Source organism: Photobacterium sp. J15 (genome assembly GCF_963870815.1).
GTDB classification, from domain to species: domain Bacteria; phylum Pseudomonadota; class Gammaproteobacteria; order Enterobacterales; family Vibrionaceae; genus Photobacterium; species Photobacterium marinum.
This window is the reverse complement of record NZ_CAWMUI010000001.1, coordinates 1518596-1542787: the sequence shown is the minus strand read 5'-3', so window position 1 is coordinate 1542787 and position 24192 is coordinate 1518596. Positions and strand designations below refer to the sequence as shown.

Genomic DNA, 24192 nt, shown 5'->3' with positions numbered 1-24192 from the left:
TTATACAATCCTGAAGGCATCAACCGCAGTACAACGACGCTTACGGGTAAAGGTCAGAGCGTTAGTTACCCCTTCGCCTGTCGGTGTCGAAATGGTCATTGTTGTCCAACCTTCACCACCAGCACCAATTGCGGCAATCGCCGGACCGTTTTTCGCCAGAAGGCTGCAGTCCATTTCAAATGCCATGCGCGTCAGCACATCAATATTCTTGGAGTGAATCGCTGCGGTATGACGGTTGCCTTTTTCCAGCTCAACAGCCCAATCAATAGCCTGATCAGCATTAGCTGCACGGATCAGTGGAATGATTGGCATCATCTGCTCGGTAACAGCAAAGACATGGGATTTATCAGCATCGAATACCAACAGGCGGGTTTCAGCCGGAACATCAATTCCGGCGGCAGCAGCAATTTTTGCTGCGTCACGACCGACCCACTGCGGATTAGCCGCAGGCTGATCTCCCGGATAGCCTTTCAGTACCACGCGTGCAATAGCCTCGGCTTGCTCCGGTGTCACTTCAAACGCGCCGTTTCGACACATACGTGCTTTCAGCTCGTCAGCAACCGAAGCCACTGCGATGATTTCTTTTTCCGTTGCGCAGACAATGTTGTTGTCATAAGACGCGCCCTGAACAATCGAAATGGCGGCACGTTCAAGGTCGGCCGTCTCATCGACAACAACAGGCGGGTTACCCGGCCCGGCTGCGATCAGACGCTTGTCAGTCACTTTACGGGCAGCATCAACTACCGCGTCACCACCGGTTACCACCAGTAAGCCAATCCCCGGATAAGTGAACAGCGCCTGAGCATTTTCAAGCGAAGGTGTAGCAACCGTAGTACAAATATTTGCCGGGCCACCGACACTATCCGAAGCTTTATTCACTAACTGAATTGCGTACTGAGAGACTTTTTTAGCCGCCGGATGCGGCGCAAAGACAACCGCATTGCCTGCAGCAATCATGCTGATGGCATTGTTAATCACAGTACAGGATGGATTGGTACTCGGAGTAACTGAGGCAATCACACCCCACGGCGCATTCTCCATCAGACTCATACCGGCGTCACCAGAGACCGCCTGTGGCGCCAGAATTTCAGTTCCCGGAGTGCGGTGAGCTATCAGTAAATGCTTAGCAATTTTGTCTTCAACCCGGCCAAAACCGGTTTCTTCCACTGCCATCTCCGACAGTTCGCGGGCATGCTTTTTAGCCATGCGGCGAATAGCCAGAATAATGTCGTCACGCAGGGCAATAGTGCGGATTCCGCGCTGGGCTTCTTCGGCGGCTGCCACCGCTCCGTCCAGCGACGGGTAAATTCCGTAATCCCCTTGCTCGCTCACAGAAGCCGTGCCTGCAGCGCTACCGTTCAGTTGCATGACGACACGTCTGACAATCTCTTCTATTTGCTGCTGATCCATAAGGAATCTTCTCCAGGCAACTAACCGTGCTTGTTGTACAACTGCTCGCTAGCTGCCGTTACTTCATCAATAATTCCGACCACACAAAGGTCAACCGGAGACTCGTCTCCTGCACTGCCATAAGCGGCACGAGCCGAACTGCCTGCCACAACCATCACCCATTCACCTTCACCAGCCCCAAGCTGATCCATTGCGATGTGAATGTCTCCCGTTGCCTCGCCGTGCCTGTCAACAAATTCAACCAGGCAAAGCTTGTCCATCCGCATGTTCTGACTACGTACTGTGGCAATTACATGACCTATCACGCGTGCAATTCGCATACGAGTTCCTACCTTTCAACACCCCCTGGTTTTAATGCCAAGGGAAAGCCTGATTATTTGGCTTTAATGGGAAATACTTTTTCCAGATCGCCGTGCGGACGAGGGATAACATGCACCGCCACCAATTCGCCAAGACGTTGGGCAACCACTGAGCCGGCATCGGTAGCAGCCTTGCAAGACGCCACGTCACCACGGATCAGTGCGGTCACGTAACCAGAACCAATCTGCTGATAACCAACAAGTTCGACACGAGCCGCCTTCACCATTGCGTCAGAGGCTTCGATCAGGGCTGTCAGCCCTTTTGTTTCAAGAATTCCTAATGCGTCCATTAACTTATCCTTATTCAGACTTATTTGGTTGTAGTGCGGGTTTTAGGAGCAGGTTTCGCTTCCTCTTCCTCCGCTGTAATTGGGAAGATTGCTTCCAGATCACCGTGTGGACGAGGGATAACGTGTACAGCAACCACTTCACCTAAACGTTGGGCAGCAGCAGCCCCTGCATCAGTTGCCGCTTTACATGCAGCCACATCGCCACGCACCATGGCAGAAACGATTCCTGAGCCGATTTGCTTGTAGCCAACCAGTTGAACACGGGCTGCTTTGACCATGGCATCAGATGCTTCAATCAGTGCCGTCAGTCCTTTTGTTTCAATAATGCCTAGCGCTTCCATTGTTAAATCCTCAAAACTAGCTGTTGGTTAAATGGGTTATTTACACAAGCTGGATGCCAACACTGAGATATCGACGATATCTGTCGCACTACAGCCGCGGGATAAATCGTGCACCGGTGCCGCCAAACCTTGCAGCATGGGACCCAGAGCTATGTATCCTCCCAGACGCTGAGCCACTTTATAGGCAATGTTGCCCGCATTCAGAGAGGGGAAAATAAAGACATTGGCCTGACCGCCAAGCGGACTGTCAGGCATTTTTTGGGCCGCCACCGCCGGAACAATCGCAGCATCGAACTGCACTTCACCGTCGATGATCAAATTCGGCTGGCGCTGGCGGACAAGTTCGGTGGCTTCCGATATCTTGCTCACAGTCGGGTGATCAGCACTTCCCTTGGTTGAAAAAGAAAGCATGGCCACACGTGGTTCATTGCCAGTGAGCATCTGGTAGTTATATGCAGTATCAATGGCAATATCAGCCAACTGCTGTGCCGTCGGAACGGGAATAACTCCGGCATCGGAAAAGGCATGAACCTGTTCACCGTCTGGTGACAACATCAGGAAGAAGCTGGAAACAGTTTTAGAGCCCGGCGCAACACCGATGCCACGGATAGCCGCGCGGATCACATCTCCGGTTGTAGATACGTTGCCGCCAATGCAAATATCTGCATAGCCCTGATCAACCATCATCATGGCAAAATCCAACGGACGCTTGAGCCTGGAAACGGCTTCTTCCTTCGTCACCGGCTTACGCTGCTTGGAGATATAGCTTGCCACCATCTCGTCAAAACAACCTGCCGATTCCGGAGAAAGCAAAGTAAGGCATGGAACAGCAATACCACTACGATGTGCCAGGTCCCGAAGCAGAAACGGATTGCCAAGCAAGATAGGCTCAGCCAACCCCGCCAGCTTCATTTCATTTGCGGCATGTAACAGACGAACATCATTAGCATCAGGAAAAACGATACGTTTAGGATGTTTAAAACACTGGCTACGGCACTGCTCAAGCAATTTCATTGCCCAGCCCTCCTAATAGCGCATGATTGCCATGCTGGCATTGCAGCACCAGAATCATCACAACGTATATCGCACTGGATAGCCGGTTCAGACCTGCCACAATATCGTTACGAGTCAGCTTCATGCTATGGTCCATATACACTTGGCTTGCCACTAGCTCCAGCTCACGTACCTGTGCTCGAAGGTAGTTAAGTTGCGCAACTAAAGCTCCGTAACTCACATCAGGCAGGATATGGTCATGACCCAAATAACGCAGCGGATTATGGGACCAGCGATGGACAATATCTGCGCTGAATTCGCCTAATTCAGGCTCAGGTAAGGACTGTTCAGTCACTTCACATTGCATCACCTGACCAAGATACGAACGGATGTCAGCCACAAAGCCCTGCAACATTTCCGGCATTGAATCCATTGCACACTGTACAGTCACACAATAACTGATACAGCTATCGAGCTTGCCTCTAAGCAAAATACGCGGATGGGTCTTAGGCACCAGCATCTGGTCATTGAGATGGGTCATTAACGCTGGTTTACTGGCAACATCAGAACCGCATAACATGCAGGCATTTTCCGGCCTGACATTATTATTTTTCAGCGGATGCACCTTTTCCAGCTGTGCGCCCTGCGTAGACGCACTTTCAACAAACACCTGCCCTTTTTCATCACGCCAGCGCACAGTGATCTGTTTGTCATTCAGTAACTGCTGTGCGGCCGGAGTGAAACGTGTACCCGGCGGCAGGTGAATTTCCCCGCCATGCCGCATACCGACATGCTGGCGCAGGTAATCTTCAGTGATAAACGAAGGTGTTGTTGTCTTGTCCATACCTACGCCCATTCAGCCGGATAGGTAATGTAGACATAGCGAACATGCGTCGGTGTACCAAACTCCACCGTGCTGCCCTTAGGAATGAAGATCACATCGCCAGGCTTTCCGATAGTTGTGCCGGAGGCTGTCTTAACATGAAACTCACCTTCCAGTACTACGTTGACTTCGTCGTAGCATAGAGTCCATGGGAAGAAGGCGTTCTCCCACCCCATGTAACCAACCCCCATGTTACTATTGTCCTGAGCACCGATAACGTCTGTCAGACCTATGTTCTTTCCTGGCGCTCCATCGAACTCACCAAGCTGAACCGCATTACCACGAACAAGTACAATACCGTCATCATTTATTTGACGAGCAGAAGCCGGAGCCTGTTGGTTAAAATCAGCCAATGCCTTAGCAACTAAAGCCTGGATTAATGCGCTCTTTTCACCGTCAACATCCGGCAGTTTTGATTCAATCTCAGCCTGAATTTCCCGAGCGACTGACAATTCAGCAGACGTTACCGGTTGTGAAATAGCAACAGGTTCTGCTATAGCTGTCGGCTGAGTGATCTGAGGCTGCGGGGCAACCGGAGCCTCTTCTAAAAGCTCAATTCCTTCCACACTGGCAACATCTCGCGCTTCCGGCGTCACAATAAAATCCTTCACAGGGACAACAAGGTACGGTCGTTTTTCTGACTTCGCCTTGCGAACATCCGCTGCAGAAATTAATTTCTTCATTACTGCAATCCTTGGTAGTTAGACACAGTTCAATCCAGCGCAACGGGCTGGAGCGAAAGTAAATGGTGGTAAAGCCGATCAACTGATGCCTGATCAAAAATTGAGGTTTCGAAATACGGCCCAGCTATTCCGTTTTGTTTCAGCAAAGCCGCAGCTCTCTCGCAATCAGCGCCCTCTGCGTCAATTTTGCTGATCACCCCAACAACATTTTTATTTGGATATACACGCAGCAGACCGCTTGGCGCTGTTATTCGTTTTGCCGTTGCCGGCTGCAAAATGACAATCGTTTTTACGGTAGAGATCGTGGAAAGTAATGCACCGTTCCATGAGCGGTTATCAACAAACTCTCCCGGAGTATCAATTACCCGACCTTTATAAAAAATGGGGGATTGGGTTTTACCAATATTGGCTTCCTGAACAATTAACTTATCGATCAACGCTGATTTACCAGCATCAACTTCACCAACAAAAGCGACATTGCCTATCTGATCCGTAGTCATAATTTACGTTCTTGTCATATCGCAAGTGTTATAAGACAAGGTATCGCTTAAAACACTTATTACGGTTTTTAAAGATTCTTCAACGGCAGAAACACTTCCGGTAATAACTAAAGCACCAGAAAAACGGTCCAGAAACCCAATACTGACATTGGCTGCCTTAGTCGCAATATCACCGGCAATAATTGAAGTTTCACCGGGGGTTAGAGTCAGAATACCAATAGCACCCAGGCTTTCTACGCCAACACGTTCACAAAGCTCTTCGGTTGGATTTGCAACAAGATGCGCAAGTGTAACCTGCTTACCTGGCACAAACTCCTGAATAATTCGTTCTTTTCCAGCATCAATATCTATCATCAGATCACTTAACAGGACAAAACATGCTCATATAATCTACACATGATTCTAGAGCTATTACTCAACCCAAGTCACAGTTCTTATGCAAATAGTAATCAAGTGTCATATTAATTACTTAATTTTTGAACCCAGTCACCATATTCCCCATAAGTATTTAAATGCTAGTTTTTTACAAAAAATATAATTTTCATTCAGGAATAAAATTTAAATCAGAGATGAAATTAAGCAGGAAAATAATTTAAAAAATGCGTATAACTATAAAAACCGAAGAAGATTAAATTGAAAGAATCAATAAATTAAATATAAAAAGTCATTGATTAATACATTTAACACCGTCTATAGAAGCTTTAAATTCACTCTAATTCAGGCATAAAAAAACCGAAGCCATAGGGCTTCGGTTATATATTAGTTATGATTCGCTTCGATTTTTACAACTCGATTGCCTTATTCTGGCTCAGTAGCTTCATACCTTTAATATGCTGGAAAAACCACTTCAGAATGGCAAGCGCTGCTATGATTAAACCTGCAACCGGAATTGCCTGCAACAACTTGTCCAGCAGCGAGCTGTGTACCCAGTAACCGGCACCGGCCACCATCCCACTCATGGTCGCGGCTGTTACGCCCAACACAACAAAGAAGGTAAAAAACAAAAAGAAAGTACGAATAATTGTGTAGTAGTGGCTGTAACTCAGCTCATCTGTACCTTTATTCATTTGGTACGCGGAATAAAGCACTGCAAAAATACCAGAAATCATTAACGTAAACGGGGTCAGGAAGCTGGCAACGTAGGCAAAACGTACACCTTTCGTATTCTTATTGGACATAAATTAAATCCGATATTGTTATCAATATGACAATTATCACACGAAATTTTCCCCCTTCAAGAAAGCCTTCTGCTTACGATGATCCGGATCAAGCGATTCCGCGATTGTCCGTTATAACGACCTAAACGAACAAAGGCCTGATATTCATTCAGGCCTTAAATCACTATTTACGTTGCAACTTACATTAAGATACGAACTGCTGTTACAGCTTTTCTGATGGTGTTGTCACTTCGCTTCCATCTACAATACGCTTATGTCCTTCCTGCAAATGAACAAAGTCCACCAGATCATCACCGCTAACCTGAAATGCCTGACCGAAACCTTTAACAAACAATCCCTGAATCGGCTCCAGGCGGAATAGAGAAAAATCAGCCAGACCGCTTAGCCCTTCAACAATTTCACCAAAACGCTCTTGCAATGCAGCAATACCTTCCTGCCAACGTTCGGTTTCACGATCAACCACAAAGACATTCGCTTCAAATGTCAGCCGTTTACGGGCATAAATCGTTTTCGACGTACCTTCATCTTCAATCATCATCAAAGACACTTGCGGATTCTCGAGCAAATTACGCGCATGTTTAGCAATCTGGCTGATCAGCACATAATAACCATCATCCAGCAAGGCAAAGGGCGCGTAACTCACGTTAGGTTTGCCTTCTGCATCAACAGTAGCGAGCTGAAGGGTCTGGCACGACTCTCGAAATTCGGCAATTTCAGGGCCAAGCCGGTTTTGAAGGCGTACCTGCTTTACCTGTTTCATTAACTTGTATTTCTCCGGGATATTGTTGTTTTCATGCTTTAAGACGGCATTAGTGAATAGACGTTTTTTCTAACCTCTACTCCCATTTTTACCCATATCAATATAATAGCCCCGGATTTCCGCTTCTCTTGAAGAGAGAGCAGTCAGGTATCCCACCTCATTCCGCATTGCCAAGACAGATGTCACAAAAGCACATGTTTTATAACCAAAAGTTATCAGCACTATCAAATAGCTCAAACAAATAACGCATCATATGCACCTTAACACCCTTAAAGTGCATTAACTTTGTTGATATCTATCAAGATTTAAGATCTTGGAATACAGAAACGTTGCACTGTGCGCTACACTCAGTAGAATGTGAACGCAAGCGATTAACAATGTAACGTCAGTTAAAGACGCGAGAAGCAAGGCCGCTCGTTGCAGCGGCTTTTTGGCGTTTTTGTACATGATGATTTGTTCATAAAACAGACAGTAACAAACAGCAAAATTGCCTGAACAACCAAATACAAAGACAATTTTGCTGTCTGTTACTATCAATTTAAATGAATATGAAACGGTCGGGACCTCTGACCTGAAATTATTAGAAGAATAAGTATGGCAACGATTAAAGATGTTGCACGTTTAGCTGGAGTCTCAACGACAACAGTCTCACACGTGATCAACAAAACCCGTTTTGTAGCAGAAGCTACACAAAAAAAGGTATTAGAGGCTGTTGAAGAACTGAACTACGCGCCAAGTGCCGTCGCGCGAAGCCTTAAGTGTAATACCACACGTACCATCGGAATGCTGGTAACCAAATCAACCAACCCGTTTTTTGCCGAAGTCGTTCACGGTGTTGAAGAGTACTGCTATAGCCAAGGGTACACACTGATTCTTTGTAACACAGAAGGTAATCTTTCCAAGCAACGAGATTACCTACGCATGTTGGCAGAAAAACGTGTCGATGGCCTGCTTGTCATGTGCTCAGATCTTGACGAAAAGCTACTTGAGCTTCTTGAACGTCAAAAAGATCTGCCAATGGTGATTATGGATTGGGGTCCGGAAAGCCCGCACACGGATAAAATTCAGGACAACGCAGAACTTGGCGGCTATGTTGCAACCAAGTACTTCATCGAACAAGGTCACACAAAGATTGGCTGTCTGAGCGGTCACACAGACAAACTCACATGTCAGGAACGTCTGAAAGGTTTCCACAAAGCCATGAAGGAAGCTGAGCTGGACGTAAATGAAGACTGGCTGCTTGAAGGGGACTTCGAATGTGAGTCTGCTGTTGTTGCGGCGAAGCGCTTTATTGAAATGAAAGATCGCCCTACCGCCATCTTCTGTTTTAACGACATCATGGCAATGGGCTTGATCAGTACGTTTGAACAGGCTGGTATCCGTGTTCCTGATGATATTTCTATCATCGGGTACGATAACATCGATTTGGCGCCTTACTTCTCGCCCCCTCTGACTACAATTCACCAGCCAAAGCGCAGATTGGGTCAAACGGCGATCGAGATCTTACTTGCACGTGTTAAAGACAAAAAACACGAGCATCAGATTTTTGAAATGGCACCTGAACTGGTGGTTCGCAATTCTGTTAAGAATCTTAATGCATAAATCGTAATTGCAATCTGCGTCGACATTGACACATAAAACCGGTGAGGCAACTCGCCGGTTTTTTTTTCATCCGTGAAAAAAATAGTATTCAATATGAACAATCGATATGAAAAATGCGTCGAGAGCCCAAAAAACGAACTAATTTATTGGACCAAGATCACACTTTTAAAAATGGGAGCAAGGTCAAAAATCATAACTTAAGATATATTAATAGCGTCACGAACAAGGCAAACCATTCGAAAGATTGGGACGCAAAGCTTCCGGCCTAAAAGTGTTTAGTTTTATGAACTATGTCACTTATGGTAGCGGGGTTGCCGATGGATGTAGCAAATGGCTATGTCAGACTTTAACTTATCGCTGACATAGTCTTTTTGTAAATTTTGCTATTCTGAATCCTCGCTCTTGTTTTAGGTGACTCGAAGATATTTCACAATATTTATCACCGAGAAGACGCATGGACAAACCAGTACTTAAAGAATCATTAAGATTATTTAATTGTTTCGAGAATATTAAATCTCGTTCAATGTTTGGCGGTTTTGGCATATTTTCAGGCGAAACAATGTTTGCGCTTGTAGTAAATGACAAATTGCATTTACGTGCTAATGCCGACAACGAAGAAGAATATAAGAAAGCAGGTCTGGAACCTTACGTTTATAAAAAACGTGGCTTCCCTGTTGTAACTAAGCAATATGCTATTCCTGAAGAATGGTGGAATGAGCCTCAAAGAATTGTCAGCAAAGCTGAACGAGCTCTGGAGGCGGCCAAACAGGATAAGGAAACCAAAAGCAAAAGCGGACCGAACCGTATTAAAGATCTGCCAAACCTTCGCCTTGCCAACGAGCGAATGCTTAAGAAAGCTGGCATAAGCACAGTTGAAGAACTGTATGAAGCGGGCTCCCTAAATGCTTACAGAGCATTGCAGGAGACACACAAAGATACAGTTAATATCGAGCTTCTGTGGGCATTAGAAGGTGCTGTAAGTGGTACGCACTGGTCTGTAATTCCACAACAGCGACGTACAGAGCTTCTGTCACAACTGAATTAAATTCAGATAAGCAAAATATAATAAGAGGTGCATGTCACCTCTTATTTTTTATGCTTATACCCAACCTGATTAATTAATACTTGTAGCATATAAAAATAATTGCTTAATTAAATTATTTAGTCGTTAATTGACAATTTTTTGTCAATACGAGTGAAAAATTGACACTTCTCACAAAGCTGTTCATAAAATCATCAACACTCTTTTTTTAACTCCTCCGATTAGTAAAATTGAACCGTCATATAAACCGGAGGTTGTTATGTACTATTCAAAGCCATTTCCCGGACAAGCTGAACAAATGTTTAAAGACAAGTTTTGTATATGGCCCAGGTTAATGCGTGGTCTTGTATTTGTCAGTTTACTTCCGTCTGCAATAGTGACACTTTTAGTACTTCAGCAACATGCCTCTCTTGAAGCTCTTGAGAGTGCACTAATTATTACTGCAGCCTTTAACCTACTGCTGCTTTGCTGGGGTGTCTTTTTAAAAGTTCGCTCAAAGAAATACTGGTATCGCAACTATCACATTGGCAAGACCATGGTGATTGCTTCACTACCTTTAGTTGCCTGCTTTTATCTCTTCGTCGCAAATCCTGATACAGCAGATATTGCCAAACAACAAAGGTCACAAGTAGTACAAATTTCAGTCAACTAAGCACTTTTATCAAAATTATCTTAATTTTCTGAAATTTAATTGCCCCATTAACGGTCTGTGTCTCACAACAATCTAGTAATATAGCCGACCATTAGTCCAACTAGATTGATATACTAAAAGTAGCATATTGCTACAGTGATACAGACATATAAGGGGCTCATGTGCGTATACCAGCCAAAAAACAGTATTCCATCTTCATTAAACCACTTCTTTGGCTTCAAAAACGCCATTACGGTAACGTTCTGAATCCTGCTCTTTTGTGGGGTCGACGCCCTGCTTTATTCTGGCTGGTGGCCGGTTTCTTTGGATACTTAGATCGTAAGTCCTCCCCTATCACCCCGGTTATTCGTTCACTTGTCTGCGTTCGTGTTTCTCAGCTTAATGATTGTGCTTTTTGCGTTGATGCCAACGGTATGAAACTGGCAGAGCGCTGCGATTGTGTTGAGAAAATCAAAGCCCTTGCTAACTGGCAGCACAGTGAGCACTTCGATGAGCAAGAGCGCGCGATTCTTACTTACGTAGAGGCAATGACCATCACCGGTCAAAAAGTTACTGAAACGATGCTCAGCGATATTCAGAAATGGTATGACGCTGATGCACTGGTTGAACTTACTGCTCTGGTTTCTTTCCAGAACCTGTCGGCGAAATTTAACACCGCACTTGATGTACCTGAACAAGGTTTTTGTTCAATTCCAATCCAGCCGGGTGATGAAGAAGCACCGACTGCGGAATCTTCAGATAAATGATTGAAAGGTGAAGTCATGGATAGAAAAAAACTGCTACTCCTCGGGACAATAATCAGCCTTATCGGTCTTTGGTTTGCACTGGATCTTGGCCAGTACTTCACTCTGGAGCAAGCCAAGGCTCAGCAAATTGCCCTGCAAGATACTATTGCAGCGAAGCCTTTTTTATCCAGCCTGATCTACTTTGTCATCTATGTGGTCGTCACAGCGTTGTCGCTGCCAGGCGCTGCCATCATGACATTGCTGGGTGCTGCACTGTTCGGATTCTGGTGGAGCCTGCTGCTGGTGTCTTTCGCCAGCACCATAGGAGCTACACTCGCGTTTCTGTTCAGCCGCTACATCCTGAGAGACTGGGTACAAAATAAATTCGGCAATCGTCTTGAACCAATTAATGCAGGAATCGCGAAAGACGGGCCGTTTTACCTCTTTACTCTGCGTCTGATTCCTATTTTCCCATTCTTTATCGTGAACCTGGTTATGGGCCTGACACCAATCAGTACCCGTATGTTCTACCTGGTGAGCCAGGTCGGGATGCTCGCCGGTACCATGGTATATATCAACGCCGGTACTCAGTTAGGTGAGATTGAATCCCTCAACGGCATCATTTCTGCTCCTGTTTTGATCTCTCTTGCCCTGCTAGGCCTGTTCCCGCTTATTGCGAAGATGGTAATGAACATCATCAACCAACGCCGTGTATACGGCGACTGGCAACGGCCGGAACACTTCGATCAGAACATGGTTGTGATCGGCGCCGGTGCCGGTGGCTTGGTCAGTTCTTATATTGCTGCGGCAGTGAAAGCCAAAGTAACTCTTATCGAGCGTCATAAAATGGGAGGAGATTGCCTTAACACCGGATGTGTACCGTCTAAAGCAATTATCCGGGCCGCTCACACCATGGCCGAAATTTCCCGTGCACAGGACTTCGGAATTACAACCGAGAAGCCTCAGGTCAATTTTGGGCAGGTGATGGCTCGCATCCATAAGGTGATAGAAAAAATAGAGCCTCACGACTCAGTAGAACGCTATACAAAGCTTGGTGTTAATTGTATTGAGGGCGATGCAAAAATCCTCTCTCCATGGGAAGTAGAAGTTAACGGTGAGCGCATTACAACCCGTAATATTGTTATCGCAACGGGAGCACGTCCTCTTGTACCAAATATTCCAGGGCTTGAAACTGTCAACTACCTGACCTCAGATTCAATCTGGTCACTGAAAGAACAACCCGAACGTCTGTTAGTGCTCGGTGGTGGCCCAATCGGATGTGAACTGGCACAAAGCTTCAGCCGTCTCGGCAGTAAAGTCACTTTGGTAGAAATGGCGGAACAACTGTTAATCCGCGAAGACAATGACGCATCTGAACTGGTGAGAAACGGGCTTGAAAAAGATAGCGTTGACATCAAACTCGGCCATAAAGCAGTGCGTTTTGAATCAACCATTGCTGAAGATGGCCGTCAGGTCCAGCGCGTTTATCTTCACCGTAACAACTTCGACCAAAACACTGATAACGAGGTAGTCGTTGAATTTGATGCGGTAATGCTGGCACTTGGTCGTGTAGCAAACGTTCAGGGCTTTGGCTTGGAGGAGCTTGGCATCACAACAACAGAGCGTGGCACTGTCGATGTGAATGAGTACCTGCAAACCAAGTACCCGAACATTTACGCAGTAGGCGATGTTGCTGGCCCGTTCCAGTTAACCCATGCAGCTGCTCACCAGGCATGGTATGCAGCAGTAAACGGACTTTTCGGACATTTCAAGAAATTCAAAGCCGATTACTCCGTATTACCGGCGGCAACCTATACTTCACCGGAAGTTGCTCGAGTGGGTATTAACGAAAAAGAAGCCCAAATGCAGGGTATCGACTTTGAAGTGGTCACTTATGGGATCGATGACCTTGACCGTGCGATTACAGATGGCGAAGATCACGGCTTCATTAAAGTAATTACTCCAAAAGGCAAAGATAAGATCCTTGGTGCCACTGTTGTCGGCAGTAATGCCGGTGAACTGTTAGCGGAGTTCACCCTCGCCATGAGACATGGGTTGGGGTTGAATAAGATCCTTGGCACTGTTCACCCCTACCCGACAATGAGCGAAGCTGCCAAATATACCGCCGGAGTCTGGAAGCAGGCCAACGCCCCTCAGGCTTTACTTGCCTGGGTCGAGCAATATCACCGTTGGATGCGTAAAGAGAATAATAAGCATGCGGGCAATAAAGCACCGTCAGAAACTGTATTGAATGAAAATAGGGATATTTAACTAAAATGAAGAAACTCTTTTTAGGATTAGCCATTTCACTTGCTGCTGGCCTGGGCCATGCTCAGGCGGCATCAAATTCCACAGCAACTTCTGCCGTCACACAGAATTGGGAGCAAACAGTAGAAAAAGCCCGCGGGCAGACTGTTTACTTTAATGCATGGGGTGGTAGCCAGGAAATCAATGATTACCTTCGCTGGGCAGGTCGTCAGCTACAGGCTGAGTATGGCGTTACTCTAAAGCATGTAAAAGTAGCCGACATAGCAGAAACCACTCAGCGCCTGCTGGCAGAAAAGACAGCCGGGAAAAACACCGGCGGCAGCGTCGATATGGTCTGGATTAACGGTGAAAACTTCCGTTCTATGAAGGACAGCAGTTTACTGTACGGACCAATAACCGAACAGCTGCCAAACTGGCGGTATGTGGATAAATCACTACCGGTTTACGAAGACTTTACCGAGCCGACTGAAGGGTTAGAAGCCCCATGGGGAGTTGGCCAGCTGGTGTTTATTCATGACAAAATGACACTGAACAACCCGCCGCAGAACTTCAGTGAATTATTAAGTCTGGCTAAGGCCTTCCCCGGCAAAGTCAGCTATCCGCAACCACCGGAATTTCATGGCAGCAGCTTCCTGAAAGCCGCGCTTATCGAGCTGACTAAAGAAAGGAACGCACTGTACCAGCCAATCGATATCAAAACGGACAAAAAGAAGTTCGAGCAAGTTACCGCGCCGCTGTGGCAATATCTGGATCAGCTTCATCCAGTCTCCTGGCAGCAAGGGAAACGCTTTCCGTCAGGTACCAGTGAAACTATCCAGTTATTAGACGATCAGCAGCTGTTGCTGGCGATTACTTTCAATCCGAATGCAGCCAATGTAGCTATCGAGCGTGGTAATCTGGTTGAAACAGCTCAGACTTATGCTTTCCAGCAGGGAGCACTTTCAAATATTCACTTCCTGGCCGTTCCTTGGAATGCCACCGCGAAGGAAGGGGCCCTGGTTGCCATTAACTTCCTGCTGAGTCCGGAAGCACAGGCACGCAAAGCCGACAGTACTATCTGGGGCGATCCATCAGTATTGAAAGCAGAAGCACTTGCCAAAGGCGGAACTCAGGGCTTTTCACTGTTCAAATCCATTCCTGAGCCTCATCCAAGCTGGCTGACAGCAATAGAGCTGGAATGGCAGAAGCGCTACGGTAGTTAATCTTATGTTCGGGCATTCATGCTTCTCTTGAATGCCCGTTAACCAGGCTTATTATGATTCATTTGTTGTTCCTGCTCACCCTACTACTTTGCGTCCTGCCGTTAATCCCCGGATTACTGGGAATTGTGATACCTGCTTTCTCATGGCTTCCCCAACTCGGATTATCAGAGCCAGGGGTATCCGCGTTCGTAGCTGTCGCCCAATGGCCAGGGCTGACCGAATCAATGCTGCTTACCCTGCTGAGTGCTTTCGGCAGTACATCACTGGCAACCCTGTTTTGCTTTCTGGTATTACGCCGATATTGGAACAAGCCCGGCTGGCAACGTATCGAGCACAGCTTATCCCCCATGCTGGCAATGCCACATGTTGCTTTTGCAATTGGCTTTGCTTTCACGTTTGCTCCTACCGGATGGTTCTTCCGAGTGTTGGAAAACATTGGGTTAAATACCAGTGGCTGGTTCAACCTGACACAGGATCAGTTTGGTATCGGCTTGCTTATGGCATTGGCGATAAAAGAAACGCCATTTATGTTGCTGATGAGTATTTCAGTACTTCAGCAAATCAAAGTCACGCGCTTGCAGGCCATTGCCAGCGGATTAGGTTACAGCGAAAAAGAAAGCTGGCTCAAAATCATTTTGCCGCAATGGCTGCCAAAAATGCGGTTACCTATTTTTGCCGTGCTAGCTTACGGTATTTCTGTGGTTGATGTTGCGTTGATCCTCGGCCCATCGCGCCCGCCAACACTCTCGGTTCTGGTTTGGCAATGGTTCAATGAACCGGAGCTTACCCTGTTACCCCGTGCCGCTGTCGGTGCGATTCTTTTACTGACCATTGCATTGCTGGCCCTCGGTTTTATCCGATTTGTGGAATGGTTCTCTTTGTCATATTGTCGCCAATGGCAGATCAGTGGTCCGAAATTGACTTCTGCTGAGACTTCTCTGCATACAAATAATAAACGCTGGCACTTTCCCGGCTATGCCACTTTCGTCGCAGTGCCTTTGATAGTGCTGCCGGTGCTGGGACTATGGTCTTTTGCTCACCGCTGGCGTTTTCCGGATCTGCTTCCGAGCCGCTACAGCTTGCGGTTCTGGCAACAGGAATCCTATTCACTGATTGAACTGACAACAAACAGTGTGACTCTGGCTCTAATCAGCAGTCTGCTGGCTTTGATTCTGGCTGTTGCCTGCCTTGAATACCGACAAAAATACCAGCGCAGCTTGCCCGGCTGGCTTATCGCAATTCCTATGGTATTGCCTCAACTGTCCATCTTGTTTGGTATTCAGATCAGCACCTATTTTGTGCCGGGGCAATGGTACTGGCTGTGGGTTGCCTGGAGCCACCTGTTCTTTGTCTTCCCGTATATGTACTTGTCATTAGACGGACCGTGGCGCAGCTATGACATCCGCTTGGATCAATCTGCCCGCAGCCTGGGCCTTAACGGCTGGCAAACCCTGTGGCGAGTAAAACGGCCGATTATGTTGTCGTCGGTTTGGCTGGCCCTTGCTGTCGGCATCAGTGTCAGCCTGGCGCAATACCTGCCAACCCAAATACTGGGCGCAGGCCGGATTTCAACCGTAACCACAGAAGCTGTCGCACTTGCCAGCGGACAAGATCGTCGAGTCAGTGCCGTTTATGGCCTGCTCCAAGGCATGCTGCCATTTATCTTTTTCATCCTGGCGTTAACGGCGAGCCGTTACTCATCCCGTTTTAACCGTCAGGAAAAGCAACAACGGAGACACAACACGGATGACATTATCTGTGGAAAACCTCACCTTAACTAACGATGAGAACGCATTATTTGAACCAATCAGTTTCAAGGTGAAGGCGGGCAATGTCCTCACTCTGATGGGACCGAGCGGTTGTGGTAAATCCACCCTGCTCAGCGCCATAGCCGGTCACCTGAGTCCGGCGTTTGAGCTGAGTGGTGAAATACGCCTGAATGAGATAGCCATGAACGGATTAGTACCAAATCAGCGCCGAATCGGGATTCTGTTTCAGGATGATCTGCTGTTTCCGCATCTGAATATTTGGGAAAACCTGGCTTTCGGATTACCTAAATCAGTCAACAAAAAAGTACGTAAAGAAACTGCGATGGCGACACTTTCCAAAATTGGATTAACCGAGCTTGCCAATAAAATGCCACCGGAGATCTCCGGCGGGCAACGCGCACGTATAAGCTTAATGCGAATGCTTCTGTCTGAACCTCACGCGGTTCTGCTGGATGAACCATTCAGTAAACTCGATAAAGCATTGCGCAGTGAATTTCGGACGTTTGTATTCCAGCAGATTCAGTCAAAAAGTATTCCCGCGCTAATGGTGACACACGATGAAGATGATATTCCGGCAGACGGAAGCGTTCTTCACTGGCCCTGGCAATCCAGCCTGAATAATCCAAGAGGTGTGTGATGTTAGATCAGTACGCAATTAAAGTTATCCGTAGGCCTTTAACCACCGCAGCAACCCTGCCTGATCGGTTCGGTATTACTGCTAACCAAATTACCCTTGCCGGCTTTGCTATCGGCTTACTGGCTCTGCCTGCGCTGGTTCTCCAGCAATATCAATTGGCACTCGGGTTTATCGTCTTGAACCGCATTTTCGATGGTCTCGACGGTGCTGTTGCACGACGACAGGGAATATCCGACTGCGGCGGCTTTTTGGATATTACCTTAGATTTCCTTTTCTACTCGCTGATACCCTTTGGTTTTGTTCTTGCCGACCCACAAACCAACGCTGTCGCAGGAGCATTCCTGATTTTTTCATTTATCGGCACCGGTTCCAGCTTTCTGGCTTTTGCTATCATGGCAAGCAAACGTAATATTGAAAGTCCTGTATACCAACACAAGTCGCTGTATTACATTGGCGGCCTGACTGAAGGCACTGAAACTATTGCCTGTTTCGTCTTGTTCTGCCTGTTACCTCAGCACTTCTCTGCCATTGCATGGATTTTCGGTAGCCTTTGCTGGATAACCACACTCTCGCGGATCTGGGCCGGGTATCACACCTTAAAAGCGGCATAACAAGCAAATTTTTAAACTTGTCATCGCCCGTATTACCGTTACAATCTGCGGCTGATTTATTCGAATGAACCAGAAAACCGGAACAAAATGAACCGTAAGAAAAAAGTAAAAGAAACGCTGCTGAAGAAGCATAAAAAGATGAATTCAAAAATTCACCGCAGCAACAAGCCTCGCTACATCTCCAAAGCTGAGCGAGCCAAGATGGAAGCAGAAGCGGCGGCAGAAAATCAGCAAGTACCTGAAGAGACTGCAACGAAAGAGCAGTCTGAGAATTCAGCAGAATCTGACGAGTAAATTCCTTCGGAATCCCTTTCAAAATGTGGGCACTTCCTGCCCACATTTTCGCTGCTTCTTAACACTGTCTCAGGCCATCTCAACTCTATCTCATCCATTCACGGTGCAGCTGTTCACTGTCCCCCAGATATTCCAGCAACCATTCAATCGCCGGATTCTGACTTTCCTTATTCCATGCCAGGCAACACGGACTCGCTGCAGGCTTGGTTGCTAGCTTTTTCTCCACCAACTCACCAGAATCAATTCTCGGTTGTGCCATATGCTCAGGAACAACACCAATCCCCAACCCAGCCTTAAGACACTGCAATGCACTGTGCCAGTTTGGCACCATAATCCGACGCTGGTTATCCATTAGCCAGGTCACCCGCTTAGGTAATACTCGCGAAGTATCTTCAATACAAATTGACGAATACTGCATCAGCTCTTCAGGCTCTAACGGATAGTCAGCATTAGCTAAAGGATGATCCGGTGCAACTACAAACTTCCAGTAAAGAGTCCCCATATCCCGGTAGTCAAAAGAACCGCTCACCGGAACTGCAGCTGTTGCCCCGATAGCAATATCTGCGCGACCGTCAGCCAATGCATCCCAAACCCCATTGAACACTTCCATAGACAAATGAAGTTCAACATCAGGAAACTGTCGGTAGAAATCACGGACCAGCGTATTCACCCTGCTCTCTCTCACCACCGTATCCAGGGCAACATAAACACTCTGTGACCAGCCATTAGCTACCCGCTGGGTCTGATATTTGATCTGATCCATTTGCTTAATCAGCTTTCTTGCTTCTTCAACAAAATATTCACCGGCAGGAGTCAACTTAACCTTACGGTGCAACCTGACAAATAAATCGACAGCTAATCGCTCTTCAATTAACCGAACCGTGTAACTTATTGCACTTGGAACCTTATGCAACTCTTCCGCCGCACCGGAAAAACTGCCCCTGCGGGCAACAACATCAATAACTTGCAGATCATTGTACGAAAACATATCAAATCAAATTTTTTGAAAGCAATGTTGAAATATTACCGTTTCACAGCATCGCGTTGCAACATTAAACTGGCCGCAAAAGTAATACAAAAAGATCCCTCTTTTATGAACAAACAACCTTCTAAAATCACTCTTCTTTGGTTTGCATGTCTAAGTATGCTTGGTTACCTTGCTACTGACATGTACTTGCCTGCTTTTGAATCAATGCGTTCAGATTTTGATACATCACAATCACTTATCGGATTGTCTCTAAGTATTTTTCTGTTAGGCATGGCATTGGGTCAGTTGATCTATGGTCCGCTGTCAGATCGTATCGGCCGTATCAAAGTTCTAATGGGCGGCATGCTGCTTTTCAGCATCGCATCTATTGGTTGTACCTTTGCACCGAACATCGAAATCATGCTTATTTCACGTTTAGCTCAGGCGTTAGGTGCTTGTAGTGCAACGGTTATTTGGCAAGCAGTAGTCGTTGATCGCTATGAAGGTAAGGTATCTGAGCGAGTATTTGCTACAATTATGCCATTGGTTGCTCTGTCACCGGCACTGGCCCCACTTGCTGGAGCCATGCTTGAAGGTCATTTCGGCTGGCGAAGCATCTTTGTAGCCCTTGTTGCTTTTGGTGCAGTTATGTCCGTTATGACGCTAAAAGAGCCTGAAAGCGCTAATTTAGGCAAAAAGCAAGAAAAGATCACAGTTCAGTTACGTCATGATTACAAGCAGATCCTAAGTTCAAAAAAATTCATTGGTAACATGATGATTTTTGCTGCCTGTTCTGCTGCTTTCTTCGCCTACTTGACTGGCTCACCATTTGTTATGTCAGCAATGGGTTACTCTGGTGCCGATATCGGTCTGAGCTATGCACCACAAACAGTGGCTTTCATCATCGGTGGTTACGGTTGCCGTACGCTGCTTGCGAAATATGACAGCCAGCGCATCCTGCCATGGATCCTGAAACTGTTCCTGACCAGCGTGACTGTAATGTTCCTGATTTCAATGAACACAGAACCTAAGACAATCTGGCCAATCCTGGTACCGTTCTGTCTGCTGGCTGTTGCGAACGGTGCAATCTATCCAATCATCATCAGCAAAGCACTGGAAGACTTCAAGAGCTGTAGTGCGACAGCTGCCGGCCTGCTTAACTTCCTGCAAACCATGGTATGTTTTGCCGCCAGCGGCATTGTATCTGCATTCGCAGCACATGGCCTGATGACAGTAACAATCGCGATGTTCTCAACCGGCTTTATCGCTTTGATCGGTTATTCACTGGTTGTTAAAGCGCACCGCCAGTCTATTGAGCACGCACAAACCGCGTAAAATTTTCGCCTCAGCGAATAATTAACAAAGGCTGCCTCTTGGCAGCTTTTTTATTGCCTCTTATACAATTCAAATTCTTCCCACTCAAAGTGACTAATTACCCACACCAGCTTTTCACTCTCTCAAACCAGACATTCATTTCTGCCAAGAATGCGCTGAAAACAAAAGCAATAAACAGCTAACCGACCTTCTAGTAGCACAAAAAACATTGCCTCAAGGATTATTTATACATTTATCTTGCATAAGAAATCACTTTGAGTAATATAGACCTCAGTGACGATTAATGCAGTATGTCAGCATGAGTATTCAGTTAAGCAATATCAATAAATTCTACGGTCCGGCACAGGTGCTCCATGATGTGAGCTTCAGCTGTAATAAAGGAGATACCCTTGTGCTTCTTGGCCCAAGTGGTGCAGGTAAGAGTTCCCTCCTAAGGGTTCTGAACCTGCTTGAAACCGCAAGCAACGGTCAACTGGCCATTGCCAATGAAAGTTTCGATTTCAGCAATTCTATTCAGGAGCAGGAAGGACTGCGCCTGCGCCGTAAAGTCGGAATGGTTTTTCAGCAATACAACTTATGGCCACACTTAACTGTCCTGGAAAATCTAATTGAAGCGCCAGTCAAAGTTGCAGGCAAAGACAAAACTGACGCTAAAAAAGAAGCGCTGGAGATCCTTGAAACTCTTCAGCTTGCAGATAAAGCCGATGCGTGGCCAATGCAACTCTCCGGTGGTCAGCAACAACGTGTCGCTATCGCCCGCGCGCTGATGATGAAGCCGGATGTATTACTGTTTGATGAGCCGACAGCCGCATTGGATCCGGAGATCACCAATCAGGTCGTCAAGATTATTAACCAACTGAGCGAAACCGGAATCACCCAGGTTGTTGTAACTCATGAAGTCGACTTCGCGAGAAAAATTGCCAGCCATGTTCTCTACCTTGAAAAAGGTCGAATCGTTGAGCACGGCACGCGAGACGCTTTTGTTAATCCGGCAACAGCTCAGTTCGCAGAATACCTGACGCACTAGTCAACAAATCACTTTCTTTCTATTTAAACCTATTAATCCTGCATCACGACATTATGGGATGCAGAGAACAGTTACGCATGGAGTATCGCAATGAAAAAGATCTTACTGGCTTCCCTTATTGGTTTGGTTTCAGCCCAGGCAGCCGCGCAGGACGAAATTAAATTTGCAATGGAAGCCACCTATGCCCCATTTGAATACATGGATCAAAATAACCAAATCCAAGGTTTCGATGTGGATTTGGCAAATGCGCTGTGTGAGGAGATCAATGCAAAATGTACTTTCCATAACCAACCTTTTGACAGCTTGATCCCTGCACTTAAATTCCGTCGTTACGATGCAGCTATTTCAGGTATTGATATTACCGAGCAACGTAAGCAGCAAGTGAACTTTACCAACGCGTACTACGACAATGCGGCAGCTTTTGTTGCAATTAGCGGGAAAGTGGCCAGCCAGGATGCGCTGAAAGGTAAGCGTATCGGTGTTCAGAACGGCTCGACTCACCAGAGCTACCTGATTGACCAAATGCCTGGTGTTACCGCTGTGCCATATGCCAGCTATCAGGATGCTTTCCTTGATATGCAGAATGGTCGTATTGATTCTGTATTCGGCGATACAGCTGTAGTTGCTGAATGGTTTAAGAAAAACGACAAACTGACTTATGTCGGAAAGCAAATCACCAACGCCCAATACTTCGGTAACGGCTTTGGTATTGCAGTAAATAAAAATAATCAGGAACTGGTCAACAAGCTAAACGCGGCACTGAAAACCGTAAAGGCTAACGGTGAGTACCAGGCAATTTTTGATAAATATTTCGGTAAGTAATATGGCGTTATCTGGTTATGCGCTAACTTTGGCTGAAGCTGGCTGCCTGACTTTGCAGCTGGCTTTTGCCAGCCTGTTAGCCGGATTGGTATTAGCAGTTGCATTCGCTGGCGGTGAAATGTCTCGCTACAAATTCATTGCCTGGCCGACCACGGCATTAGTCACCGTTCTGCGCGGCCTTCCTGAACTGCTGGTTGTACTGTTTATTTTCTTTGGCTCAACTCAGGTACTGTTTATTCTGACCGGCGATTTTGTGGAAGTCAGTCCATTCCTGTCCGGCGTTATTGCCCTGTCGCTGATTTTTGCAGCTTATGCTGCGCAGACGCTAAGAGGTGCGTTAAAAGCCGTACCCAATGGCCAGCGTGAAGCAGCCAGCGCACTGGGCATCAGCAAATCCTGGGCTTTCTTCCGTATTGTGCTGCCACAGGCGGTACGCCATGCCCTGCCGGGACTAACCAACCAATGGCTGGTTCTGCTTAAAGACACTGCGCTGGTATCTCTGATCGGTGTTACCGACCTGCTTAAGCAAGCGCAGCTGACAGCAGCAGCCACTCATGAAAGTTTTACCTGGTACGCCAGTGCTGCCCTGATTTATCTGGTTATCACTTTGATCACTCAAAAAGTAGTCAAACTGCTGGACCATAAATTTTCGGCACAAGGTTTTAATCAAACGCAAGGAGCCACCGCATGAACGAACAGCATATCTGGCAACTCCTTGAAGGCCTGACAACCAGTATTGAACTTACCATGGTTTCATTGCTGGTCGGCTGTACACTAGCATTGTGTATGACCGTCTCTCTGATCCTACGAACACCTGTCGTTCACTGGGTAAGTCGCGGCCTAATCACCCTCTTTACCGGTACTCCACTGCTAGTACAAATATTTTTGATTTACTACGGTCCGGGACAGTTTGAAGCCGTCCGTGACAGTATCTTATGGCAATGGTTAAGCCAGCCATGGTTTTGCGCCATGCTCGCTTTAGCTCTCAATACCGCAGCTTACAGTTCCCAACTTTTTCAGGGTGCATTTAAAGCCATTCCTTCCGGTCAATGGCAGGCTTGTCAAGCACTGGGAATGAATACCAAAACGACTTTGGGTGTATTACTCCCTTACGCAATTCGTCGTGCGATTCCGGCTTATTCCAATGAAGTCATCCTGGTTTTCAAAGGGACTTCACTTGCCAGCACGATTACTATCATGGACATCATGGGCTATGCGCAACGGATTAACGCTCAGACTTATGACACGCTCGTTGTATTCAGTGTTGCAGGTGCTTTTTACCTGGGAATTAACGGTTTTTTAACCTTGCTATTCAGAAATGTAGAAAAAAGAGCACTGGCATTCGAGTCGGCCCACTGAACACAACTCACCCACACTGCTTAAACCACCACCAATCCAAGCCAGTCATTTTGTGACTGGCTTTCTATTTCGTCGCATTTGCGTTCTCTTTAATGATAATGATTAAGCACTTCGATTAATATTTTTAAATGCCAACCGTTCTTATTTAAGCAAAAATGAACAAAAACATATGCACACCATCACCTATTAACAACCAGTCACATCCATTACCACTTTATGGTAATTGGCAATAAAAAAATACACTGTAATATCTGTTATGCATAATAAGAACATTATAAACAGTGTTCGCAAACCACTCACAGCAACACACCAGTCACAAGTCACTTACAAACAAAACAATTAAAACACATTCCAGCGGCTATTTTTCCCTCAAAACATCATTAACATTTATTAATATATAAATATAAAGAGTCACAATAATATTATTCCCATTCATCTTTCCGTTGAAGATCAAAAAACCCAACGATTAAAGAAATTAATAGC

The 24192-nt window shown here is 46.4% G+C and carries 27 protein-coding genes and 1 riboswitch; of the genes, 15 read left to right on the top strand and 12 right to left on the bottom strand.

Translation table 11 applies throughout. The features are described from left to right. The 11 genes from AACQ93_RS07195 to hutZ form a co-directional block, all read right to left on the bottom strand. Positions 1–1410, bottom strand: coding sequence for an aldehyde dehydrogenase family protein (locus AACQ93_RS07195; RefSeq protein WP_064603300.1), 1410 nt, complete (start codon positions 1408–1410; stop codon positions 1–3). Between the two features lie 20 nt (positions 1411–1430). Beyond that, positions 1431–1730, bottom strand: a complete 300-nt coding sequence (locus tag AACQ93_RS07190; protein WP_007461138.1) for a EutN/CcmL family microcompartment protein — start codon at positions 1728–1730, stop codon at positions 1431–1433. Positions 1731–1783: 53 nt separating this feature from the next. Further along, positions 1784–2059, bottom strand: a complete 276-nt coding sequence (gene eutM / locus AACQ93_RS07185; RefSeq protein WP_007461136.1) for an ethanolamine utilization microcompartment protein EutM — start codon at positions 2057–2059, stop codon at positions 1784–1786. Positions 2060–2079: 20 nt separating this feature from the next. Beyond that, complete coding sequence (gene eutM / locus AACQ93_RS07180; RefSeq protein WP_064603297.1) at positions 2080–2400, bottom strand: ethanolamine utilization microcompartment protein EutM; 321 nt, start codon at positions 2398–2400, stop codon at positions 2080–2082. 36 nt (positions 2401–2436) lie between these two features. Next, positions 2437–3414, bottom strand: coding sequence for a phosphate acetyltransferase (pta, locus tag AACQ93_RS07175; RefSeq protein ID WP_064603294.1), 978 nt, complete (start codon positions 3412–3414; stop codon positions 2437–2439). Continuing rightward, positions 3401–4237, bottom strand: a complete 837-nt coding sequence (gene eutT / locus AACQ93_RS07170) for an ethanolamine utilization cob(I)yrinic acid a,c-diamide adenosyltransferase EutT (RefSeq protein ID WP_007461131.1) — start codon at positions 4235–4237, stop codon at positions 3401–3403. The genes pta and eutT overlap by 14 nt, the downstream gene beginning before the upstream one ends. Before the next feature lie 2 nt (positions 4238–4239). Continuing rightward, positions 4240–4959: an ethanolamine utilization acetate kinase EutQ gene (gene eutQ, locus AACQ93_RS07165; protein ID WP_064603291.1), complete on the bottom strand. Its 720-nt coding sequence runs from the start codon at positions 4957–4959 to the stop codon at positions 4240–4242. A gap of 29 nt (positions 4960–4988) precedes the next feature. Beyond that, entirely contained in the window at positions 4989–5459 is a 471-nt protein-coding gene (locus tag AACQ93_RS07160; protein ID WP_064603282.1) for a EutP/PduV family microcompartment system protein, read from the bottom strand. 3 nt (positions 5460–5462) lie between these two features. After that, complete coding sequence (gene eutS / locus AACQ93_RS07155; protein WP_064603277.1) at positions 5463–5813, bottom strand: ethanolamine utilization microcompartment protein EutS; 351 nt, start codon at positions 5811–5813, stop codon at positions 5463–5465. Between the two features lie 428 nt (positions 5814–6241). After that, complete coding sequence (locus tag AACQ93_RS07150) at positions 6242–6637, bottom strand: hypothetical protein (protein WP_064603274.1); 396 nt, start codon at positions 6635–6637, stop codon at positions 6242–6244. Between the two features lie 202 nt (positions 6638–6839). Beyond that, positions 6840–7397, bottom strand: coding sequence for a heme utilization protein HutZ (gene hutZ / locus AACQ93_RS07145; RefSeq protein ID WP_064603271.1), 558 nt, complete (start codon positions 7395–7397; stop codon positions 6840–6842). 594 nt (positions 7398–7991) lie between these two features. On the opposite strand from hutZ, the gene purR reads away from it, so the two are divergent. The 10 genes from purR to AACQ93_RS07095 all read left to right on the top strand — a co-directional run bounded on the left by purR (position 7992) and on the right by AACQ93_RS07095 (position 18199). Then, complete coding sequence (purR, locus tag AACQ93_RS07140; RefSeq protein ID WP_064603266.1) at positions 7992–8999, top strand: HTH-type transcriptional repressor PurR; 1008 nt, start codon at positions 7992–7994, stop codon at positions 8997–8999. A gap of 216 nt (positions 9000–9215) precedes the next feature. Further along, positions 9216–9318, top strand: a riboswitch (cyclic di-GMP riboswitch). Positions 9319–9453: 135 nt separating this feature from the next. Next, the gene (locus AACQ93_RS07135) at positions 9454–10044 is read left to right on the top strand and encodes a TfoX/Sxy family DNA transformation protein (protein WP_064603263.1); all 591 of its coding nucleotides are present in this window, start codon (positions 9454–9456) and stop codon (positions 10042–10044) included. Between the two features lie 256 nt (positions 10045–10300). Next, a complete protein-coding gene (locus AACQ93_RS07130) occupies positions 10301–10693 on the top strand; it encodes a hypothetical protein (RefSeq protein ID WP_232323294.1) in 393 nt (130 codons plus the stop codon). 161 nt (positions 10694–10854) lie between these two features. Continuing rightward, a complete protein-coding gene (locus AACQ93_RS07125; protein WP_064603261.1) occupies positions 10855–11439 on the top strand; it encodes a carboxymuconolactone decarboxylase family protein in 585 nt (194 codons plus the stop codon). Between the two features lie 15 nt (positions 11440–11454). Continuing rightward, positions 11455–13689, top strand: a complete 2235-nt coding sequence (locus tag AACQ93_RS07120) for an FAD-dependent oxidoreductase (protein WP_064603258.1) — start codon at positions 11455–11457, stop codon at positions 13687–13689. A gap of 5 nt (positions 13690–13694) precedes the next feature. Beyond that, a complete protein-coding gene (locus AACQ93_RS07115; RefSeq protein ID WP_064603255.1) occupies positions 13695–14888 on the top strand; it encodes an ABC transporter substrate-binding protein in 1194 nt (397 codons plus the stop codon). 53 nt (positions 14889–14941) lie between these two features. Next, positions 14942–16669 carry an ABC transporter permease gene (locus tag AACQ93_RS07110; protein ID WP_064603246.1) on the top strand — a complete coding sequence of 576 codons (1728 nt, stop codon included), beginning with the start codon at positions 14942–14944 and terminating at the stop codon, positions 16667–16669. Further along, a complete protein-coding gene (locus AACQ93_RS07105) occupies positions 16635–17294 on the top strand; it encodes an ATP-binding cassette domain-containing protein (RefSeq protein WP_064603243.1) in 660 nt (219 codons plus the stop codon). The genes AACQ93_RS07110 and AACQ93_RS07105 overlap by 35 nt, the downstream gene beginning before the upstream one ends. Then, positions 17294–17905: a CDP-alcohol phosphatidyltransferase family protein gene (locus AACQ93_RS07100; protein ID WP_064603240.1), complete on the top strand. Its 612-nt coding sequence runs from the start codon at positions 17294–17296 to the stop codon at positions 17903–17905. Before AACQ93_RS07105 ends, AACQ93_RS07100 begins: the two co-directional genes overlap by 1 nt. An 87-nt stretch (positions 17906–17992) precedes the next feature. After that, positions 17993–18199 (top strand): DUF2986 domain-containing protein, encoded by a 207-nt coding sequence (locus AACQ93_RS07095; RefSeq protein WP_064603237.1) that lies wholly within the window; start codon positions 17993–17995, stop codon positions 18197–18199. An 85-nt stretch (positions 18200–18284) separates the two neighbouring features. Here AACQ93_RS07095 and punR read toward each other — a convergent pair whose 3' ends face one another. After that, complete coding sequence (punR, locus tag AACQ93_RS07090) at positions 18285–19187, bottom strand: DNA-binding transcriptional activator PunR (RefSeq protein WP_007461081.1); 903 nt, start codon at positions 19185–19187, stop codon at positions 18285–18287. A 105-nt stretch (positions 19188–19292) separates the two neighbouring features. On the opposite strand from punR, the gene punC reads away from it, so the two are divergent. The 5 genes from punC (at position 19293) to artM (ending at position 23709) form a co-directional block, all read left to right on the top strand. Then, complete coding sequence (gene punC, locus AACQ93_RS07085) at positions 19293–20501, top strand: purine nucleoside transporter PunC (protein WP_064606566.1); 1209 nt, start codon at positions 19293–19295, stop codon at positions 20499–20501. Between the two features lie 298 nt (positions 20502–20799). After that, on the top strand, positions 20800–21528 hold the full coding sequence (gene artP, locus AACQ93_RS07080) for an arginine ABC transporter ATP-binding protein ArtP (protein WP_064603234.1): 729 nt from the start codon (positions 20800–20802) through the stop codon (positions 21526–21528). A gap of 90 nt (positions 21529–21618) precedes the next feature. After that, a complete protein-coding gene (locus AACQ93_RS07075) occupies positions 21619–22350 on the top strand; it encodes a lysine/arginine/ornithine ABC transporter substrate-binding protein (RefSeq protein ID WP_064603231.1) in 732 nt (243 codons plus the stop codon). Position 22351: 1 nt separating this feature from the next. Further along, on the top strand, positions 22352–23041 hold the full coding sequence (artQ, locus tag AACQ93_RS07070; protein WP_064603228.1) for an arginine ABC transporter permease ArtQ: 690 nt from the start codon (positions 22352–22354) through the stop codon (positions 23039–23041). Then, positions 23038–23709, top strand: coding sequence for an arginine ABC transporter permease ArtM (artM, locus tag AACQ93_RS07065; RefSeq protein WP_064603225.1), 672 nt, complete (start codon positions 23038–23040; stop codon positions 23707–23709). The genes artQ and artM overlap by 4 nt, the downstream gene beginning before the upstream one ends. The last annotated feature ends 483 nt before the right edge of the window (positions 23710–24192 follow it).

What these genes read in the sequence shown, in the direction of transcription:
- AACQ93_RS07195 (WP_064603300.1), bottom strand. Translation starts at nt 1,410, where the DNA reads ATGGATCAGCAGCAAATAGAAGAGATTGTCAGACGTGTCGTCATGCAA.
- AACQ93_RS07190 (WP_007461138.1), bottom strand. Translation starts at nt 1,730, where the DNA reads ATGCGAATTGCACGCGTGATAGGTCATGTAATTGCCACAGTACGTAGT.
- eutM (WP_007461136.1), bottom strand. Translation starts at nt 2,059, where the DNA reads ATGGACGCATTAGGAATTCTTGAAACAAAAGGGCTGACAGCCCTGATC.
- eutM (WP_064603297.1), bottom strand. Translation starts at nt 2,400, where the DNA reads ATGGAAGCGCTAGGCATTATTGAAACAAAAGGACTGACGGCACTGATT.
- pta (WP_064603294.1), bottom strand. Translation starts at nt 3,414, where the DNA reads ATGAAATTGCTTGAGCAGTGCCGTAGCCAGTGTTTTAAACATCCTAAA.
- eutT (WP_007461131.1), bottom strand. Translation starts at nt 4,237, where the DNA reads ATGGACAAGACAACAACACCTTCGTTTATCACTGAAGATTACCTGCGC.
- eutQ (WP_064603291.1), bottom strand. Translation starts at nt 4,959, where the DNA reads ATGAAGAAATTAATTTCTGCAGCGGATGTTCGCAAGGCGAAGTCAGAA.
- AACQ93_RS07160 (WP_064603282.1), bottom strand. Translation starts at nt 5,459, where the DNA reads ATGACTACGGATCAGATAGGCAATGTCGCTTTTGTTGGTGAAGTTGAT.
- eutS (WP_064603277.1), bottom strand. Translation starts at nt 5,813, where the DNA reads ATGATAGATATTGATGCTGGAAAAGAACGAATTATTCAGGAGTTTGTG.
- AACQ93_RS07150 (WP_064603274.1), bottom strand. Translation starts at nt 6,637, where the DNA reads ATGTCCAATAAGAATACGAAAGGTGTACGTTTTGCCTACGTTGCCAGC.
- hutZ (WP_064603271.1), bottom strand. Translation starts at nt 7,397, where the DNA reads ATGAAACAGGTAAAGCAGGTACGCCTTCAAAACCGGCTTGGCCCTGAA.
- purR (WP_064603266.1), top strand. Translation starts at nt 7,992, where the DNA reads ATGGCAACGATTAAAGATGTTGCACGTTTAGCTGGAGTCTCAACGACA.
- AACQ93_RS07135 (WP_064603263.1), top strand. Translation starts at nt 9,454, where the DNA reads ATGGACAAACCAGTACTTAAAGAATCATTAAGATTATTTAATTGTTTC.
- AACQ93_RS07130 (WP_232323294.1), top strand. Translation starts at nt 10,301, where the DNA reads ATGTACTATTCAAAGCCATTTCCCGGACAAGCTGAACAAATGTTTAAA.
- AACQ93_RS07120 (WP_064603258.1), top strand. Translation starts at nt 11,455, where the DNA reads ATGGATAGAAAAAAACTGCTACTCCTCGGGACAATAATCAGCCTTATC.
- AACQ93_RS07115 (WP_064603255.1), top strand. Translation starts at nt 13,695, where the DNA reads ATGAAGAAACTCTTTTTAGGATTAGCCATTTCACTTGCTGCTGGCCTG.
- AACQ93_RS07110 (WP_064603246.1), top strand. Translation starts at nt 14,942, where the DNA reads ATGATTCATTTGTTGTTCCTGCTCACCCTACTACTTTGCGTCCTGCCG.
- AACQ93_RS07105 (WP_064603243.1), top strand. Translation starts at nt 16,635, where the DNA reads ATGACATTATCTGTGGAAAACCTCACCTTAACTAACGATGAGAACGCA.
- AACQ93_RS07100 (WP_064603240.1), top strand. Translation starts at nt 17,294, where the DNA reads ATGTTAGATCAGTACGCAATTAAAGTTATCCGTAGGCCTTTAACCACC.
- AACQ93_RS07095 (WP_064603237.1), top strand. Translation starts at nt 17,993, where the DNA reads ATGAACCGTAAGAAAAAAGTAAAAGAAACGCTGCTGAAGAAGCATAAA.
- punR (WP_007461081.1), bottom strand. Translation starts at nt 19,187, where the DNA reads ATGTTTTCGTACAATGATCTGCAAGTTATTGATGTTGTTGCCCGCAGG.
- punC (WP_064606566.1), top strand. Translation starts at nt 19,293, where the DNA reads ATGAACAAACAACCTTCTAAAATCACTCTTCTTTGGTTTGCATGTCTA.
- artP (WP_064603234.1), top strand. Translation starts at nt 20,800, where the DNA reads ATGAGTATTCAGTTAAGCAATATCAATAAATTCTACGGTCCGGCACAG.
- AACQ93_RS07075 (WP_064603231.1), top strand. Translation starts at nt 21,619, where the DNA reads ATGAAAAAGATCTTACTGGCTTCCCTTATTGGTTTGGTTTCAGCCCAG.
- artQ (WP_064603228.1), top strand. Translation starts at nt 22,352, where the DNA reads ATGGCGTTATCTGGTTATGCGCTAACTTTGGCTGAAGCTGGCTGCCTG.
- artM (WP_064603225.1), top strand. Translation starts at nt 23,038, where the DNA reads ATGAACGAACAGCATATCTGGCAACTCCTTGAAGGCCTGACAACCAGT.